Source organism: Shewanella sp. FeAMO (genome assembly GCF_053653955.1).
Genome location: NZ_CM132201.1, coordinates 2,858,720 through 2,874,928 on the forward strand (window position 1 = coordinate 2,858,720; position 16,209 = coordinate 2,874,928).

The 16,209-nt window shown below is 53.0% G+C and carries 15 protein-coding genes and 8 tRNA genes; 5 read left to right on the forward strand and 18 right to left on the reverse strand.

From position 1 onward, the window contains the following. Positions 1–175: 175 nt before the first annotated feature. Complete coding sequence (gene acs, locus ACWAU4_RS12800) at positions 176–2,128, forward strand: acetate--CoA ligase (protein ID WP_044734647.1); 1,953 nt, start codon at positions 176–178, stop codon at positions 2,126–2,128. 449 nt (positions 2,129–2,577) lie between these two features. On the opposite strand, the gene ACWAU4_RS12805 is transcribed toward acs, so the two are convergent. The 17 genes from ACWAU4_RS12805 to ACWAU4_RS12885 all read right to left on the reverse strand — a co-directional run bounded on the left by ACWAU4_RS12805 (position 2,578) and on the right by ACWAU4_RS12885 (position 12,360). Next, positions 2,578–3,747: a DcaP family trimeric outer membrane transporter gene (locus ACWAU4_RS12805; protein WP_101096795.1), complete on the reverse strand. Its 1,170-nt coding sequence runs from the start codon at positions 3,745–3,747 to the stop codon at positions 2,578–2,580. Between the two features lie 225 nt (positions 3,748–3,972). Beyond that, positions 3,973–4,048, reverse strand: a tRNA-Lys gene (locus ACWAU4_RS12810). Positions 4,049–4,067: 19 nt separating this feature from the next. Continuing rightward, positions 4,068–4,143: transfer RNA gene (locus ACWAU4_RS12815), tRNA-Lys, on the reverse strand. Positions 4,144–4,171: 28 nt separating this feature from the next. Continuing rightward, positions 4,172–4,247, reverse strand: a tRNA-Lys gene (locus ACWAU4_RS12820). A gap of 35 nt (positions 4,248–4,282) precedes the next feature. After that, positions 4,283–4,358 (reverse strand) — tRNA-Lys (locus ACWAU4_RS12825). Positions 4,359–4,386: 28 nt separating this feature from the next. Next, positions 4,387–4,462 (reverse strand) — tRNA-Lys (locus ACWAU4_RS12830). Between the two features lie 37 nt (positions 4,463–4,499). Beyond that, a tRNA-Lys gene (locus ACWAU4_RS12835) sits at positions 4,500–4,575 on the reverse strand. Positions 4,576–4,610: 35 nt separating this feature from the next. Beyond that, positions 4,611–4,686, reverse strand: a tRNA-Lys gene (locus ACWAU4_RS12840). A gap of 26 nt (positions 4,687–4,712) precedes the next feature. Beyond that, positions 4,713–4,788: transfer RNA gene (locus ACWAU4_RS12845), tRNA-Lys, on the reverse strand. Between the two features lie 137 nt (positions 4,789–4,925). Next, positions 4,926–5,654, reverse strand: coding sequence for a tol-pal system protein YbgF (gene ybgF / locus ACWAU4_RS12850; protein ID WP_025011957.1), 729 nt, complete (start codon positions 5,652–5,654; stop codon positions 4,926–4,928). A gap of 26 nt (positions 5,655–5,680) precedes the next feature. After that, positions 5,681–6,220 (reverse strand): peptidoglycan-associated lipoprotein Pal, encoded by a 540-nt coding sequence (pal, locus tag ACWAU4_RS12855; RefSeq protein WP_025889363.1) that lies wholly within the window; start codon positions 6,218–6,220, stop codon positions 5,681–5,683. 24 nt (positions 6,221–6,244) lie between these two features. Next, positions 6,245–7,570 carry a Tol-Pal system beta propeller repeat protein TolB gene (tolB, locus tag ACWAU4_RS12860; protein WP_208124817.1) on the reverse strand — a complete coding sequence of 442 codons (1,326 nt, stop codon included), beginning with the start codon at positions 7,568–7,570 and terminating at the stop codon, positions 6,245–6,247. A 9-nt stretch (positions 7,571–7,579) separates the two neighbouring features. After that, on the reverse strand, positions 7,580–8,539 hold the full coding sequence (gene tolA, locus ACWAU4_RS12865) for a cell envelope integrity protein TolA (protein ID WP_093983226.1): 960 nt from the start codon (positions 8,537–8,539) through the stop codon (positions 7,580–7,582). Beyond that, a complete protein-coding gene (gene tolR / locus ACWAU4_RS12870) occupies positions 8,540–8,977 on the reverse strand; it encodes a protein TolR (RefSeq protein ID WP_025011954.1) in 438 nt (145 codons plus the stop codon). It lies immediately after the preceding gene. After that, entirely contained in the window at positions 8,974–9,663 is a 690-nt protein-coding gene (tolQ, locus tag ACWAU4_RS12875) for a protein TolQ (protein ID WP_145839959.1), read from the reverse strand. Before tolQ ends, tolR begins: the two co-directional genes overlap by 4 nt. After that, a complete protein-coding gene (ybgC, locus tag ACWAU4_RS12880; RefSeq protein WP_025011952.1) occupies positions 9,653–10,054 on the reverse strand; it encodes a tol-pal system-associated acyl-CoA thioesterase in 402 nt (133 codons plus the stop codon). The genes tolQ and ybgC overlap by 11 nt, the downstream gene beginning before the upstream one ends. 128 nt (positions 10,055–10,182) lie before the next feature. Next, positions 10,183–12,360, reverse strand: coding sequence for a prolyl oligopeptidase family serine peptidase (locus ACWAU4_RS12885; protein ID WP_208124818.1), 2,178 nt, complete (start codon positions 12,358–12,360; stop codon positions 10,183–10,185). 553 nt (positions 12,361–12,913) lie between these two features. On the opposite strand from ACWAU4_RS12885, the gene ACWAU4_RS12890 reads away from it, so the two are divergent. The 4 genes from ACWAU4_RS12890 to ACWAU4_RS12905 all read left to right on the forward strand — a co-directional run bounded on the left by ACWAU4_RS12890 (position 12,914) and on the right by ACWAU4_RS12905 (position 15,414). Beyond that, positions 12,914–13,342: a hypothetical protein gene (locus ACWAU4_RS12890; protein ID WP_144221358.1), complete on the forward strand. Its 429-nt coding sequence runs from the start codon at positions 12,914–12,916 to the stop codon at positions 13,340–13,342. Between the two features lie 210 nt (positions 13,343–13,552). After that, positions 13,553–14,506: a LysR family transcriptional regulator gene (locus ACWAU4_RS12895; protein WP_208124819.1), complete on the forward strand. Its 954-nt coding sequence runs from the start codon at positions 13,553–13,555 to the stop codon at positions 14,504–14,506. Between the two features lie 177 nt (positions 14,507–14,683). Next, positions 14,684–15,073 (forward strand): SMR family transporter, encoded by a 390-nt coding sequence (locus ACWAU4_RS12900; protein WP_025011949.1) that lies wholly within the window; start codon positions 14,684–14,686, stop codon positions 15,071–15,073. Between the two features lie 11 nt (positions 15,074–15,084). Next, a complete protein-coding gene (locus ACWAU4_RS12905) occupies positions 15,085–15,414 on the forward strand; it encodes an SMR family transporter (protein WP_028781645.1) in 330 nt (109 codons plus the stop codon). 110 nt (positions 15,415–15,524) lie between these two features. Here the strand turns inward: ACWAU4_RS12905 and upp are convergent, their stop codons facing one another. Continuing rightward, the gene (upp, locus tag ACWAU4_RS12910; RefSeq protein WP_028781646.1) at positions 15,525–16,151 is read right to left on the reverse strand and encodes a uracil phosphoribosyltransferase; all 627 of its coding nucleotides are present in this window, start codon (positions 16,149–16,151) and stop codon (positions 15,525–15,527) included. Between the last annotated feature and the right edge of the window lie 58 nt (positions 16,152–16,209).

A 16,209-nucleotide genomic window follows, 5' to 3' on the forward strand; every position in this document is an offset into this window, starting at 1 on the left:
CCCGGCGTTTTCAGGCGGCACGGCGCCGGCTCAAGCACTTCAAGCTGTTCGTTTTAAACGCAATAACCGGTTAATAAATAACATTTTTTCAGAACTAGACCAATGTCTAATAGAGACGGCACCGGCAAGCATCCCATACTTTGGCTCACGCATGACAAAAACAAAGGGAAGCCAAATGAGCACTCAGTCTCTTTATAAAGTGCCCGCAGCAATTGCGGCCAATGCACTGGTAAATGATGAAAAATATAAGAAAATGTACCAGGAGTCCGTGGTTAACCCCGAAGGTTTCTGGCGTGAACATGGAAAACGTATCGACTGGATCAAGCCCTATACCAAGGTCAAGAAAACCTCATTTGACGATCACAACCTGTCCATCAACTGGTTCTACGACGGCACACTGAACGCCTCGGCCAACTGCCTCGACCGCCATCTGGAAAAACTCGGCGACCAAACCGCCATCATCTGGGAAGGCGATGATGCCAAAGATCAACGCACCCTGAGCTACAGCCAGCTGCACACAGAAGTGTGCAAATTTGCCAACGCCCTCAAGAGCCAGGGCGTGCGCCGCGGTGACGTGGTCACCATGTATATGCCCATGGTGCCGGAAGCCGCCATCGCCATGCTGGCCTGCGCCCGCATCGGCGCCGTGCATTCCGTGGTATTCGGTGGTTTTTCCCCGGATTCCATCGCTTCACGTATCATAGATGGCCGCTCCAAGGTAATTTTGACCGCAGACGAAGGTCTGCGTGGTGGCCGGGCCATCCCACTCAAGCGCAATATCGACGAGGCGCTGGCCCATCCGGATGTCACCACGGTTGAGAAGGTGATAGTGCTCAAACGCACCGGCAATGATATCAACTGGGTCGATGGTCGTGATGTCTGGTGGGAATCGCTGACCGAAACCGCTTCCGAGCATTGCGAAGTGGAAGAAATGGGCGCCGAGGATCCCTTGTTCCTGCTCTACACCTCAGGCTCTACCGGTAACCCCAAGGGTGTACTGCACACCACGGGCGGCTACATGGTGTACGCCTCCATGACCCACGAATATGTGTTCGACTACAAGCAGGGCGAAGTCTACTGGTGCACCGCAGATGTGGGCTGGATCACCGGCCACAGCTATATGATTTACGGCCCGCTGGCCAATGGCGCCACAGTGCTTATTCACGAAGGTGTGCCCAACTACCCAAGCCCTGCCCGCCTGGGCGAGATGATTGACCGCCACCAGGTCAACATACTCTACACGGCCCCCACGCTTATCCGCGCCCTGATGGCCGAAGGCAAGGAGCAGTTTGACCAGTTTGACGGCAGCTCGCTGCGGATCATGGGCTCTGTGGGCGAACCCATCAACCCTGAGGCCTGGCGCTGGTATCACGAGGTCATAGGTCATGAGCATTGCCCGATTGTCGATACCTGGTGGCAAACCGAAACCGGCGGCATTCTTATCAGTCCGCTGCCCGGTGCCACGGATACCAAGCCAGGCTCGGCCACCCGTCCCTTCTTCGGGGTGCAACCTGCGCTGGTAGACAACATGGGCAATATTCTGGAAGGCGCTACCGAGGGCAACCTGGTGATGCTGGATTCCTGGCCGGGACAGATGCGCACGGTTTACGGTGATCATGAACGCTTTGCCCTGACCTACTTCAAAACCTTCCGCGGCATGTATTTCACCGGTGACGGTGCCCGCCGTGACGAAGACGGCTACTACTGGATCACAGGTCGGGTCGATGACGTGATTAACGTCTCCGGTCATCGTCTGGGTACCGCCGAGATTGAAAGCGCACTGGTGGCGCACGATCTGGTGGCCGAGGCTGCGGTTGTGGGTTACCCCCATGACATCAAGGGCCAGGGGATCTACGCCTATGTCACGCTGACCAAGGGCATAGAAGCCACCGAAGAGCTGAGACAACAGTTGAGACAATGGGTGCGCAAAGAGATTGGCGCCCTGGCGACCCCTGATCTTATCCAGTTTGCCGGTGGTCTGCCCAAGACCCGCTCCGGCAAGATCATGCGCCGCTTCCTGCGCAAGATTGCCGCCAACGAGATAACCAACCTTGGAGATGCATCAACTCTGGCCGACCCAGCCGTGATTGATACTCTGATTGAGTCGCGACTCAACCGTACAGAGTAAAAGCTTACTTCCTCCTATTGCCCCTCCTGGAGGGGCATTTTTTTACTTTCAGCTTGCCCCAGAATCGGCTTAAACGGGTTACCGACGTAAGCCGCTCATACATTTCAGGTACCTCTCCAGTTGACCCCGAAGCATTAACATGTGAAGAATGACTTCTCAAATGTTATCAATGGCATGAATAGCGAATTAGTGTTTGGCAAGCTCAGCGCAACGATAACCAACATAATGGGCCATTGCCTGCTTCTGGCGTTGATGAACCTCTATGACCGGAATTTGCAATGAAGGGGAACCATGTCATTCATTACAGCCCCTAAACCTTTGAGGCAGATTTCACAATTGCCTGATATTTAGGGCCAGAGTAAAAAAGCAAGCCACCCTGAGGTGGCTTGGCTAAGAGTATAAATAGGGAGTCACAAGTAGGGAGTCACAGCTCCCGGTCGCAACAAGGGTTAGAGCACGTATTTGGCCGAGAAGGTGACCCGGTTAAGCTCACCATCTGTGCCATTTTCCCGTTCGTTCTTGGCATACATATACTCTACCCCAAAGGTCAGTGCCTTCACCGGCGAGTAAAGCAGATTGATATAACCTGAATAGGATTCCTTATTGGCGCTGCCTCCGGTCAGAGACACATCGTTATCGGCGCTGAAAGCAGACAAGGTAAAGCTTGATCGCCACTGCTCGTTCCACCAATGACGATAAGACACAAAGCCTGAGTAGGATTCTATTGCCTGCAGGTCGTTGTTGTTGTCCAGTACCGCGCCATTGGCAAAGTTCAGCGCCACATAGCGGCCCAGGCCTTCGCCATAGGTGGCGGTGAAACGGATATCATCACGGCCCACAGGAATGATCCCGGCCACGCTGGCGCCATAGCCGAGCTCAGTGCTGTCTATATCCTGATTGGCGATACGGGTCTCAAGCTCGAGCTGCCTCAGCATCCCCATCACAGAGAAACTGGCGCCGCCAGAGGTCTTGAAGTTATAACGGGCGATAAGATCCGGCATCACCCCATTGCCACTGGTGATCCGGCTGCCACCGCCATAGGGAGTAATGGTAGTTTCCGGGTTTTCAATGGCGATTTGAAAGCCACCATTGCTGTATCTCAGCTGCGCCTGACGGGCAAAGGGAGTCCCTTCGGTGGCACCCACAAAATCAAGGTTTTCTGGCAGTGCCCCCGGGTTCATAAAGGTGGTCCAGGTCTGGCCTATGGTCCAGTTGTCATAGCTGATAAAGGCGTGACGAATGCGCGGTGAATAGCTGTTGGATACCCGCTCATCACCATCGGTATGAGTCATGAAGTCCAGCTCAATAAAGCCGGTGAGAGTGTGGCCGTCGAGATCTGTTACCGTCTTGAAGTTAAAACGGGTTTCCCGCGCCTGGAAGTCGGTCACCTGATTGCCGTTGCCATCTACCCCATAGATGGCGCCGGGCACATAGAACTGGCGTGAGACGTTGTTGGAGTCGGGCGCGCCATTACTGTAATCGCTGAACATGATATCGGCCTTGAGATAGCCGCCAAACTGCACGTCAGTCTTTTCCAATACCGATGCCTGAGCCGTCCCCAAACCACCCAGAGCCAGAAGGGTTGCAGCGCATACCCCGGTGAGTCTTGCTTGTTTCATCTTGGATTGTCTCCTTGTTGTTATGCCAACCCATCCGGCAAAAAACACAACTGCCAAGACAGATTGAGAAAGCAAGAAGCACTATCCGATGTTTAACAGAATTGAAACATTGGCAATAGGTCTATGAGACAAAAGTAGAAAAGTATTGGCTAAATTAGCTTGGATATTGCGAATCGACTGAAGCTGGATATTGGCGAGCTTGGCGTTTTCAAGCGGAGTTCTGGATGGTGGGTCGTGAAGGATTCGAACCTTCGACCAATTGGTTAAAAGCCAACTGCTCTACCGACTGAGCTAACGACCCATACAGATTGAGCATTCAGTGGTGGGTCGTGAAGGATTCGAACCTTCGACCAATTGGTTAAAAGCCAACTGCTCTACCGACTGAGCTAACGACCCACTGAATGTTTTGGTCTATCTTTCCTGATGGTGGGTCGTGAAGGATTCGAACCTTCGACCAATTGGTTAAAAGCCAACTGCTCTACCGACTGAGCTAACGACCCGCAGGAAGATCTACCTTTTGCAGCACGCTGAGAAATGGTGGGTCGTGAAGGATTCGAACCTTCGACCAATTGGTTAAAAGCCAACTGCTCTACCGACTGAGCTAACGACCCATCTGGGTGTCACCTATTCTCAGGCAAATGGTGGGTCGTGAAGGATTCGAACCTTCGACCAATTGGTTAAAAGCCAACTGCTCTACCGACTGAGCTAACGACCCACGGATATACTGCCAGATTGTTTGATTTGGATTGCGATGGTGGGTCGTGAAGGATTCGAACCTTCGACCAATTGGTTAAAAGCCAACTGCTCTACCGACTGAGCTAACGACCCGACATTGACTGCCGAGGCAGACCGCAATAAATCAGTGGTGGGTCGTGAAGGATTCGAACCTTCGACCAATTGGTTAAAAGCCAACTGCTCTACCGACTGAGCTAACGACCCACTAAAAGGTTTACGAAACATGAAGTTGGTGGGTCGTGAAGGATTCGAACCTTCGACCAATTGGTTAAAAGCCAACTGCTCTACCGACTGAGCTAACGACCCATTCAGGTTTCGCCTCAGCAGGCCATGCCGTGCTGAGGGCGCCTATAATACCGCTTTGTGATTCTCATGCAAGTGTAAATTCCCGATTTTTTGTTGTTTGCATGAAAAACAAACTGGGCGGATGTTTTTTAGTTAAATCATGGTTTAATTGCCGCCAATTGCTGCTGTGCAATCCTTGCTGCAGCGCTGTTTGCGTACTGTTTCACCACTTGCTGATAGTAGTTCTTTGCTGCCGTTTTATCGCCTGTTTTTTCGGCAATCAGCCCAAGTTTAACCAGACTGTCGGCCCGCTTACCCGATTCTTTGAAGTTATCGACCACATTGGCAAAAGCGGTTTTGGCTTCGGCAAATTCATTCTTATTATAGAGCAGTTGCCCGAGCCAATAGTTGGCGTTATCGGCGAAGCCCGAATTGGGGTACTGCTTGATAAAGTCACGAAATGCCGGAATTGCTGCGTCGTACTGGCGCTCTTTCAGTACCAGATCAACCGCCCTTTGATAGCTGTCGGTCTCGGACAAAGACGAACTGGCCACCACATTTGATGGGGTTTGGCTGACGGCGGGCGCCGCAGGCTTGCTTTGCAGGTTGGCGATTTCGTCATAGAGCTGGCGCTGGCGCTGCAACATCTGGTTTATCTGATAGTTCTGTTGTTCGGTCAGGCCTCTGAGTTCCAGCACCTCCTGCTGCAGAGTATCCATTCTGCGCATGGTCTCAAACTCGGCTTGCTGACGGGCCTTGATGATCCGCTCAAGGCGGGCGATGCGATCCTCACTGGAACCGCCGCCAATGTCTTCAACGGGCGCTGGGGCCGCATAAGCGACCCCAGTTCCCAGAAGCATGGCCGTGATGATAACGGCTTTCTTCATTCTTCAATGTCCCTCTAATGCCGGGATCAATACACCAGCACAGCGCGACGGTTCTTGGCAAAACCTTCGTCTGTGTGGCTCATATCCAGAGGCTTCTCTTCACCATAGCTGACAATGCTCATCTGGCTTGGCAGTACACCCATACCCTGCAGGTACTTGGCTACAGCCTTGGCGCGGCGCTCACCCAGAGCTATGTTGTACTCAGGCGTACCACGCTCGTCGGCGTGGCCTTCGATCAACACGCGTACGTTAGGATGTTCAACCAGATAAGTACCGTGGGCTTCCAGAATTTCAGCAAATTCTGTTTGCACTTCACTGCGGTCAAAATCAAAGTAGATGATGTGTTCTTTACGCAGTTCCTGGAACTTGAGGCGCTGCTGCTCTTCCGGGCTCAAAACCGGATTGGCGCCACCGATTTCCACGCCGCCGGCACCATTGCCGTACTCGCTACCGGAAGTTGTCGAACCGCTGGCGTCCGTTTCTGATTCTGAAGTTGAGCTACAGGCACCCAGAGCCAGTAATGGCGCAGCGATTACGATTGCCTTAAACAACTTGTTGAGATCCATCATGTTATCCTTCTGAAATATAAGTTATAGAAACGGTGACCAAGCGGGTGATTTCACCTCGCCCTGCCCCACTGGCAACCGCGCCTTGAAACGGCCATCAACAGATACCGCTGCCAGCACCTGCTTGCCGTTATAGGTGGTGCCATAAATCACCATGGTGCCGTTAGGGGCAACGCTGGGTGATTCATCGAGCCGGGTTGAGGTCAACACCTGCATAAAACGCGTCTGCAGATCCATACGGGCAATATTGTATTTGCCGTTGGTTCTGTTGACGAAAATCATACTGCGGCCATCAGGGGTCACAGTCCCCCCCAGGTTCCACTCGCCTTCGAATGTCAGGCGGGTCACCTTGCCTGAGGCCAACTCTACCTGATATAGCTGGGGCCTGCCACCCCGCTCGGAGGTGAACAGCAGCGACTTGCCATCGGGGAACCAAGTAGCTTCGGTATCAATGGCATAGTGATTGGTGATCCGCTTGAGCGCGCCCGTGGCTATCTCTACTACGTAGACCTCAGGTTGACCGTCACGGGACAGAGTCACCGCCAGCTTGCTGCCATCGGGCGAGAAGCTTGGCGAGCCGTTGATACCGGGGAAGCTGGTAACCTTGGTACGGCTTTGGCTATAGATATCCTGGACAAATACTTCGGCCTTTTTGTTTTCGAAACTGACGTAGGCCAGCTTGCGCCCGTCCGGAGACCAGGCAGGAGACATCAAAGGCTCAGGCGAGCGCAGCAGCATTTGTTCATTGTAGCCGTCGTAGTCGGCAATCATCAGGCGGTAGGGATTCTTCTCCTGGTGATTAACCACCACATAGGCGATACGAGTCAAAAAGGCGCCGCGGATCCCGGTCAGCTTCTCGTAGACTATGTCGCTGATCCTGTGACCATACTGGCGGAACTGTGCTTCGCTGATAACGGTTTCACGGCTATCCAGCAGCAGCTCGCTGCGGGACTGAGGGCCGCCGGACTGCATCTGCGCCTTCACCAGATCCACCAAATCAAAGCTCACCAGATACTTACCGGCGCCATAGGGTTTCACATAGCCCATCACTACGGCTTCGGCAGAGACTTTTTTCCAAGCTGCGGCATTGAACTCGTCCATCTTGCTGATGGCGCGCTGACCCAGTGACAATTCATCCAGTGGTTTGAAGGTACCACTGCGGGTCAAATCGGACATCACCACATCCGAAATCGACTCTGGGGCCGGCCCGGCGCCCTGCCAGACAAATGGCACCACGGCGATGGGACGCGCGGCGTCCACCCCTTCGGTGATCACTATATCCAGTGCCGCCTTTGCCGGCAGCACCAGCACAGCCAGCAAACAGATAAGACTCTTGGCAATTCGTTTCATGGGGCTCCCTTAGTTGAATTCCGGTCTGACTTGTAAATTAATCTCTTTCATCAGCTGATACACATCAGGCTCCTGGGAAACCGGCAAACGCCCGGCCTTGTTGATGGCGGCCTTGGCGGCGCGACATACCACAGGATCCCCTTCGATGATCTGGCTGTTGGTGACAAAGCCGTCTTTGGCCAGACGCACCTTGACCTTACAGACTTTACCCCGCATCGACTCATCCACCACCAGATTGCGCTGAATAGTGGCGGTGATCATCGCCCGGTAACGGTCGACTTCACTCATGACCTGACGATTACGGGTAGCAGACAAGGCGGCTTGCTCGGCGGCCAGCGCATCGGCCAACTCCTGCTCCTGACGGCGACGGGCCTCTTCCTCGGCCTTGCGTTTACGCTCGGCTTCCTCTTTGGCCTTACGCTCAGCTTCTTTACGTTTTCGCTCCTCTTCCGCTTTTTTGGCGGCGGCTTCTTCAGCCTTGCGTTTCTGCTCTGCCTTAAGAGCAGCCTCTTCGGCTTCCTTACGCTGTTGCTCCTTGGCCTTACGCTCGGCCTCGGCTTTCTGGGCCTTTTCTTTCTCCTGCTGCTCTTTCAGCTTGGCAGCCTTGGCAGCATCGGCAGCCTTCTGGGTCTCCAGCTCTTTTTGCTTGCGCTCGACCTCCAACTTGCGGATCCGTTCCTGCTCCTGCTCACGGGCCTTTTTGGCTTCATTGGCCTTGCGATCCAGCTCCTGCTGCCGCTCGAGCTCACGGCGCTCGGCGGCGGCCTTGTCCTGTTTCAGCTTCTGGACATAGTCATCCACTTTCTGTTGATCGACCACCACGGCCTGCACAGGCGCAGACTGAGCCTGTGGTGTCGGCAATTTGGGTTTGTCCTGAAAGTCCACGCCCATGGCCAGAATCGCAATAACCCCAATATGCAGCACAGCTGAGATGATAAAGGGGACAGTAAAATCAGATTTCCCAGCCACTTACTTCTCCTCTGGCGAATCTGTCATCAAACCGACAGAAGGCACGCCGGCATTTTGCAGCGACACCATCAGTTGGATTACCCGCTCGTAGGGAATGGCGCGATCGCCCTTGACCACCACGGGGCGATCCGGCTCCATCTTGATGATGGCGCTGACCCGGGTGCTGATCTCTTCCAGATCCAGCACCTCATTATTGGGTGAGCCACCCAAGTCGAGAAAATACTCACCCTCGGCATTGATGGAGGCCACCACAGGCGGCTTGCTGTCGGCGGGCAGCGGCTCGGCCTTACCCTGAGGCAAGTCCACTTTCACCCCTTGAGTCACAATCGGCGCCGTCACCATAAAGATGATCAGCAGCACCAACATCACGTCGATATAGGGCACCACATTGATTTCAGCGACGGGGCGACGCCGCTTGCGCTGATATCCCTGCATCATACGGCTTCCTTATCGCTGTATGCCTGACGGTGCAATATGCCGGAGAACTCTTCCATAAAGTTGGCGTAGGAAGACTCGACCTTTTCCACCTGAGTGGAGAATCTGTTGTAGGCGATAACCGCTGGAATCGCGGCGAACAAGCCCATGGCGGTAGCGATAAGCGCTTCGGCAATACCCGGTGCCACCATGGCCAGAGTGGCATTTTCAACCGCGCCCAAGGCGATAAAGGAGTTCATGATCCCCCAAACTGTACCAAACAGGCCGATATAGGGACTGGTAGAGCCTATGGTTGCCAAGAGTGGCAGATGGGTTTCCAGCTTATCCAACTCTTTGGAGAGGGAGATCCGCATGGCGCGATAGCTGCCATCCATAATGGCTTCTGGCACCCGGCCGTTCAGTTTCGACAGGCGGGCGTATTCCTTAAAGCCGGATACGAACATGGACTCAAGCCCTGAGTTGCTTTCCTGGCGCACCGACAGCTCCTGGTACAAACGATTGAGATCCACACCGGACCAAAACTTCTCTTCGAAGCGTTCGGCATTTTGCCTGGCCGCTTTCAGGAGTTTGCGCCTCTGGATAATCACAGCCCAGGACGCGATAGACAGAGACAATAAGGTGAGCATCACCAGTTTTACCAACAGACTGGCCTGCATGAACAATCCAATAAACGAAATCTCAGCTTCCACCTTTTTTAAACTCCTGCAATATGTGTTGGGGAATGGCCAATGGCCGCATGCGCTCGAGCGAAATACAGGCAACCAGAATGCTGGCTGCGCAATAACACTCACCCTCGGCATCTACCAGGCGCTGTTCAAACACCAAAGATGCCCGCTTCACTTCTGAGACACGGGTTTCCACCCAAAGGTTCTGCTCAAATCGTGCCGCCTTGCAGAAATCCAGCTCGGCGTGGCGTACCACAAAGGCGATATCCTGCTGCAACAGGGCGGTTTGGCTCACCGACATAGACCTGAGCCACTCACTTCGGGCTCTTTCAAAAAATTTCAAATAGTTGGAATGGTAAACCACCCCACCCGCGTCTGTGTCTTCATAATAGACAGTGATAGGCCAACGAAACATGCTTCCACTTGCTTTTAATGCGCCAAAAGTGAGGCCTACTATACCTTATCCACAATCCGCTTGTGAATGGCGGAAAAAGCAAAGGGGCCCGCAGGCCCCAGTTTATTTTTTCAAGGCTTAACTTAAGCTTAACCGTCGATTTTGCTCGGCAGGGTCAAGCCAAAGTTGTGCCACAGGAAGGTGAAGATATCCGCCGCTTCATCTATCTTCATCGCCGTGGGTTTACCGGCGCCGTGACCGGCATTGGACTCGATACGCATGATAACCGGCTGATCCCCCTGCTGCTTGGCCTGCATCATGGCGGCAAACTTGAAGCTGTGCAGCGGCACCACCCTGTCGTCATGATCGGCTGTCATCACCATGGTCGCAGGATAAGCCTGAGACTTGACGTTGTGATATGGCGAGTAAGCCAGCAACGCCGGGAACTGCTCGGCATTGTCGGCACTGCCGTATTCACTGGTCCAGGCCCAGCCTATGGTAAACTTGTGGAATCTGAGCATATCCAGTACCCCTACGGCGGGCAGCACGGCGGCAAACAGATCCGGTCTTTGGGTCACGGCGGCGCCCATCAACAAACCACCATTACTGCGGCCATAGGCGCCAAGCTTGCTCTTGTTGGTATAGCCCTGGTCCAACAGGTATTCGGCTGCGGCAAAATAGTCGTCAAACACATTTTGCTTCTTGTCGAACATACCGGCCTGGTGCCAGCTCTCACCATATTCGGCGCCGCCACGCAGGCTGGGCACAGCATAGATGCCGCCCATATCCAGCCAGGCGATATTGGCCGGGCTGAATCTTGGGGTCATGGAGATGGCAAAACCACCATAGGCATACAGGAGTGTCGGGTTGGTGCCGTCTTTCTTCAGCCCTTTCTTGTATGACAGCATCATGGGCACCTTGGTACCGTCCTTGCTGGTGTAGAACACCTGCTCGGATACATAATCATCCGGATTGAAGACGATTTTAGGACTCTGGTACAGCTCGGACTCACCTGTCTTGAAGTCAAACTTATAGGTGGTCTGCGGCTGCACATAACTGTTGAAGGTGTAATAGAAGTAGTCTTTGCTGCGCTTGCCGTATGGGCCGGCAATCTTACCTTTGCCCGGCAGAGTCACGTCCTGGCGCTTGACGCCGCCCATGGAGTAGATGGACAGCTGTCCCAGCACATCATGCAGTGAGCTCACCACCAGGTGATCATTGATGATCCCTACACTGGCGATAGGATCCTTTGTCTCAGGGATCACTGTCTTCCAGTCTTTTTTGGCCGGGCGGCGCAAATCTATGGCAATCACTTTGCCGTTGGGGGCATCGAGATCTGTCTTGAAGTAGAATACTGACTTGTCGTTGCCGATAAAGCTGTACTCGGCTTCCAACTCGGAAATCAGCTCGACCACTTCCGCTTTTGGATCTTTGAGTGACTTATAGAAGAAGCGGTTGCGGCTGTCTGTTCCCTGGGAGATGGACAGCAGCAGATAGTCGCCGTCTTCAGAGACACCGATACCAAAGCCCCAGTCCTTGTTTTGTGGCCTTTCATAAACCAGCTTGTCCTGGCTCTGATCTGTGCCCAGCTTATGGTAGTAAACCTTTTGGTTGAAGTTGACATCGGCCATCTTGTCTCCGCCGGCCGGGGCATCATAGCGGGCATAGAATACGCCTTCGTTGGCATGATCCCACACGGCAGAGGAGAACTTGATCCACTCCAGTTTGTCGCTGAGCAGCTTGCCGCTGGCAATATCCATAAACTGCCACTGTTGCCAGTCGGAGCCGGACTCGGAGACACCATAGGCCAGCACCTTGCCATCGTCACTCACTGACACGCCTGACAGGGCAACTGTGCCCTTGTCGGAGAAAGCGTTGGGGTCCAGCAACACCTTCTCATTACCCTGCTTGTCTTTGACATAGAGCACTGACTGGGCCTGCAGGCCGTCGTTACGGTAGTAGAAGGTGTTGTCACCCTTTTCAAAGGGGGCAGAGATTTTTTCATAGTTCCACAGGGTGGTGATCCTGTCGACTACAGCCTGTTTGTTGGGGATAGCCGACAGATACTCCTGTCCAAAAGCTTGCTGAGCCTTGACCCAGGCTTCGGTTTCCGGAGTGCTTTCTTCCAGGTGGCGATAAGGATCGGCAACCTGAACACCGTGAATGTTTTCGACCAGCACTTCGGCGCGGGTCGCCGGATACTGGGACTTAACGGCAGCCAGCGAGCTCTGGCCATTTGGGGTATCTGTGCTCTGGCAGGCGCCGAGCGCCAGGCTCAAGCCTACAGCCAACAGCATAGGGCGAGCCAATTTTGTAGTTATTGTCATGGAAACTTCCTGTCCGACTAAATAAAGAGGCGTACAGCGGCGTTTTAGCAAAAAATGCAAACGCAGCGACTTGCAAAGTACTATACAAGCAAAAAAAACCGACACAATCGTCAAATGACAATCTGTGCAAGGATTGAACAATGACAAATGTTAATAAAACGGCAACAAGGATTAATTATATAAATTGCAGATTTATGCATCCACATTGAGTAAAGAAGCGAAACACGGGCTATAAGTGCATTTACGTGACCTGCATCACCTTTGTGACATTAGTTTTACTTATCTCATGACGTAGTTTTTCTCGCTTGTTGCTGACACATTCTGTCACTAAAATGTGCCTCGTTTTCAGGAAGTATTTACCCCGGTAAATATGAAAACCAAGAACTTCAAAACTGTTGTGTAGTTTTCATGGCAGTTTTCCCTGGTTCTTATGCTTGACTTCCTTCCTTCAATTTGTTGATTGCAATGATTTAATTTTTGCGGCCCGCTTGTTTCAAGTGGGCTTTTTTTTATGTTTTAATCGCCACCTTTCCCAAAGACAACAAGGACCCGTATGTCACTGCTGCGTATATTGCTTGCTTACCTGTTACTGCTGGTCGGCGCTTTTTCAACTTATGTCTGTATTTTTGGTGCCTTCCAGAGCCTGCCGGAGCAACAACCGGCAAAATACTTTATGGTTATCTTCGGCGCCTTGCTGGCGGCTGTCAGCCTCACCCTCGCCGGTTTTCTCAACCGCCGCCGTAACTGGTGCCGCTCCAGCGGTATCGCCTTGTTGGCGGCAGCAGGTTTGGCGCTTTTGATCATAGTGTCCGATGCATCATACAGAGACACGGCCCAGTTGCCGCCGATGATCGCCTTAAACGATTATGCGGTCGGTGGGCCCGTGGTTATTTTGGTGCTGATACTCGGCGGCTTGCTGCTGTGGCAAGGTCTCAAGCAGGCCCGAAAGCCAGTAGAAGAACTCAGTAAAGAAACTGAGTAATCAAAGCGTTGCTCTGAACGGGACATTAGCCAAGCGCCAAAGTCAGCCGATGTAACCCCACAGGCGCTTAGAGCGTTAAGCTGTGTTACTCTCGAGTCACCTGCAATCATTGCCGTGAGCAACACAGAAGCCATGGCAAACTTTGATGTTTTATCTTGTGCCGCGCGCTCTTATACAGTGGCGCCAGCCGCAAACAGGGGTGATAGATAAATGGCTCATGAACTGGATACTCTGGATCTGAATCTGATGCGCCTACTTAAGGCGGTTGTCGACAATCGCAGTATCAAGTTGGCCGCCATGCAACTTGGGATCTCTCAGCCCAGCGCCAGCCGGGGTGTAATGCGCCTGAAGCAAACCTTCCAGGATCCCCTGTTTGTCCGTAAACCCCATGGTGTAGAGCCCTCTCCCATGGCGCTGCGCCTGGCAGAAGAGTTTGACAATATTCTGGCCCCTATCGAGAAAGTCCTGCTGGAGTTCGAAGACTTCAGCGCCGACACCTACACAGGGCAAATAGCCATAGTGACAGATCCCTACCTGATGGATGAACAGGGACAAAGATTGCTGCAAAGCTGTCACCGGGCCTTTCCCAAAGCCAGCTTCACCTTTTCCAGCTGGAATGGTTACAGCCATGATGAGATGCTCGAAGGCATACATGACTATTGTATTTTGGATCAGGAAACCGAGCTGTCCAAGGATATCTATATGCGGCCGCTGTTCACCGAAAAACGGGTGATCCTGGCACGCAAAAATCATCCGCTGCTCGGCGATGAAAATGATTGGCAGACAGTGTCCACGCTGCCGATAGTCTCCCTGCCTGCACCGGCCTCCTACAATCCGCAATGCACTGTGGAGTCAGAGTATCAGCGTATGGGTTATCAGCCCCATGTGCTGCTCAAGTCCTACAATCTTAGGGTCGCCTGCCAGATGTTGCTGGAAACCGACGCCATCATGTACGCCAGTCAAGGCACTGCCAGGTTGATGCCGGAGCTGGCCTCCTTCCCCATGCCCCAGGTCAATCAGGAGTTCAGCCACTTCGTGGTGTCCGGCGGCTTTTTGCAGACCTACCGTAATCACCCGCTGCACCGGCATCTTCACAAGGTAATGCAAGACACCTTTCGGCCATCGCAAGCATCTGTCCAGACTGAAATAGATATTCAAAATTGAATATCTCAATTACCTACCAACCCAAAAATTGACCGGTTAACCTAGTGGCGTAAGTTTGGAATTGCTACTTAATTTTGTTGTTACTCCTTTTTTCATCACTTATCTGGCCAGATAGTTCCGGGTGTAATGCGCAATTCTCCGTTATGCATATTTTTAATTTCATGTAGAAGGTGAATTATGATCCTTGCACGCGTATTTCTATTGTTTGCGATTTCCGCCGAAGTGGCGGGTACCAGTACCATGAACCTGCTGGGACCCGAAGGCTCAATCTGGGGCTACCTGTTGATGTACCTCTTGATTGGTGTGTCATACTTCTTTTTATCACTGGCGGCGAAGAAGATTGCCATAGGCGTGGCTTATGCGGTTTGGGAAGGTTTGGGCATAGCCCTGATCACCCTGGTATCCATGCTGCTGTTTGACTCCAGGCTCAACCCGCAGGAGCTTGCCGGACTGGCCTTGGCCATCCTGGGTATAGTGTTGGTGACTCTGGGGGAGAGCCATGAAGGTGATAAAACCAAAGTTCAGGATACCGGCTTGGGAGCAAACAGCACCGCCGGTAACCTGTAACGGAGGCGAACATGAACCAGTTTCTGACGCTCTCCTTTGGCTATGTGGTGCTGGCCGCCTTGATTGATATTGCCGCCAATATGGCGCTCACCCGCTCCAATGGGTTCAAGCGTAAATTGTGGGGCGCGCTGGCAATCCTGCTGGTGCTGAGCGCTTTTACTCTGCTGGCACAGGCAGTGAAAGAGATAGACTTGGCGATCGCCTACGCCTCCTGGGGCGCCATAGGCATTTTGGGAACGGCTATCGGCGGCGCCTTGCTGTTCAAACAAAGACTCAAGCCCATAGGCTGGGTCGGCATAGCCGTGGTTATCGCCGCGGTTATCACCATGAAAACCGCCTAAGATCAGAAGGAATAAGTAAGGTCGAAATAAGCAAAAAGGCGCCTGAGGGCGCCTTTCTTATGCTCACTCTTTTATTAAAAACAATAAAGAGTTGTGCTCACTAAAGAGACTTATTTGGTACCGAAAATCTTGTCACCGGCATCACCCAGACCAGGCAGGATATAGCCCTTATCGTTCAGGCACTTATCGACAGACGCCGTGTAGAGTTCAATATCAGGATGCGCCTCTTCCAGTGCCTTGACGCCTTCAGGAGCCGCAACCAATACCAGCGCCTTGATATGCTTACAACCACGCTTTTTCAGCAAGTCTATGGTGCAAATCATGGAGCCGCCGGTAGCCAGCATAGGGTCAACTACCAGTGCCAAACGCTCTTCCATATCGCTGGCGAGTTTCTCGAAATAAGGCACAGGCTCCAGGGTTTCTTCGTCACGGTAAACACCGACGACAGAAATGCGGGCACTGGGAATGTTCTCCAGCACGCCGTCCATCATGCCAAGACCGGCACGCAGAATAGGCACTACAGTCACCTTCTTGCCTTTAATCTGCTCCACTTCAACGGGACCGTTCCAGCCCTCAATGGTCACAGTTTCGGTTTCCAAACCTGCGGTTGCCTCGTAGGTTAACAGGCTGCCAACCTCGGCGGCGAGCTCACGAAAACGCTTGGTGCTGATCTCAGCTTCGCGCATCAAACCGATTTTGTGGCGTACCAGCGGGTGTTTAACCTCGACAACTTTCATTCTTTTTCTCCTGATCTTGCGGGCGGGACGAGCAATCAGACTGGCGGCTCCCGGCGTG

Excerpts from the sequence above, each read along its gene's own strand:
- tolR (WP_025011954.1), bottom strand. The coding sequence starts at position 8,977 with ATGATGCAGGGATATCAGCGCAAGCGGCGTCGCCCCGTCGCTGAAATC.
- ACWAU4_RS12905 (WP_028781645.1), top strand. The coding sequence starts at position 15,085 with ATGAACCAGTTTCTGACGCTCTCCTTTGGCTATGTGGTGCTGGCCGCC.
- ybgC (WP_025011952.1), bottom strand. The coding sequence starts at position 10,054 with ATGTTTCGTTGGCCTATCACTGTCTATTATGAAGACACAGACGCGGGT.
- ACWAU4_RS12895 (WP_208124819.1), top strand. The coding sequence starts at position 13,553 with ATGGCTCATGAACTGGATACTCTGGATCTGAATCTGATGCGCCTACTT.
- ACWAU4_RS12805 (WP_101096795.1), bottom strand. The coding sequence starts at position 3,747 with ATGAAACAAGCAAGACTCACCGGGGTATGCGCTGCAACCCTTCTGGCT.
- acs (WP_044734647.1), top strand. The coding sequence starts at position 176 with ATGAGCACTCAGTCTCTTTATAAAGTGCCCGCAGCAATTGCGGCCAAT.
- ACWAU4_RS12900 (WP_025011949.1), top strand. The coding sequence starts at position 14,684 with ATGATCCTTGCACGCGTATTTCTATTGTTTGCGATTTCCGCCGAAGTG.
- tolB (WP_208124817.1), bottom strand. The coding sequence starts at position 7,570 with ATGAAACGAATTGCCAAGAGTCTTATCTGTTTGCTGGCTGTGCTGGTG.
- ACWAU4_RS12890 (WP_144221358.1), top strand. The coding sequence starts at position 12,914 with ATGTCACTGCTGCGTATATTGCTTGCTTACCTGTTACTGCTGGTCGGC.
- ACWAU4_RS12885 (WP_208124818.1), bottom strand. The coding sequence starts at position 12,360 with ATGACAATAACTACAAAATTGGCTCGCCCTATGCTGTTGGCTGTAGGC.
- pal (WP_025889363.1), bottom strand. The coding sequence starts at position 6,220 with ATGGATCTCAACAAGTTGTTTAAGGCAATCGTAATCGCTGCGCCATTA.
- ybgF (WP_025011957.1), bottom strand. The coding sequence starts at position 5,654 with ATGAAGAAAGCCGTTATCATCACGGCCATGCTTCTGGGAACTGGGGTC.
- upp (WP_028781646.1), bottom strand. The coding sequence starts at position 16,151 with ATGAAAGTTGTCGAGGTTAAACACCCGCTGGTACGCCACAAAATCGGT.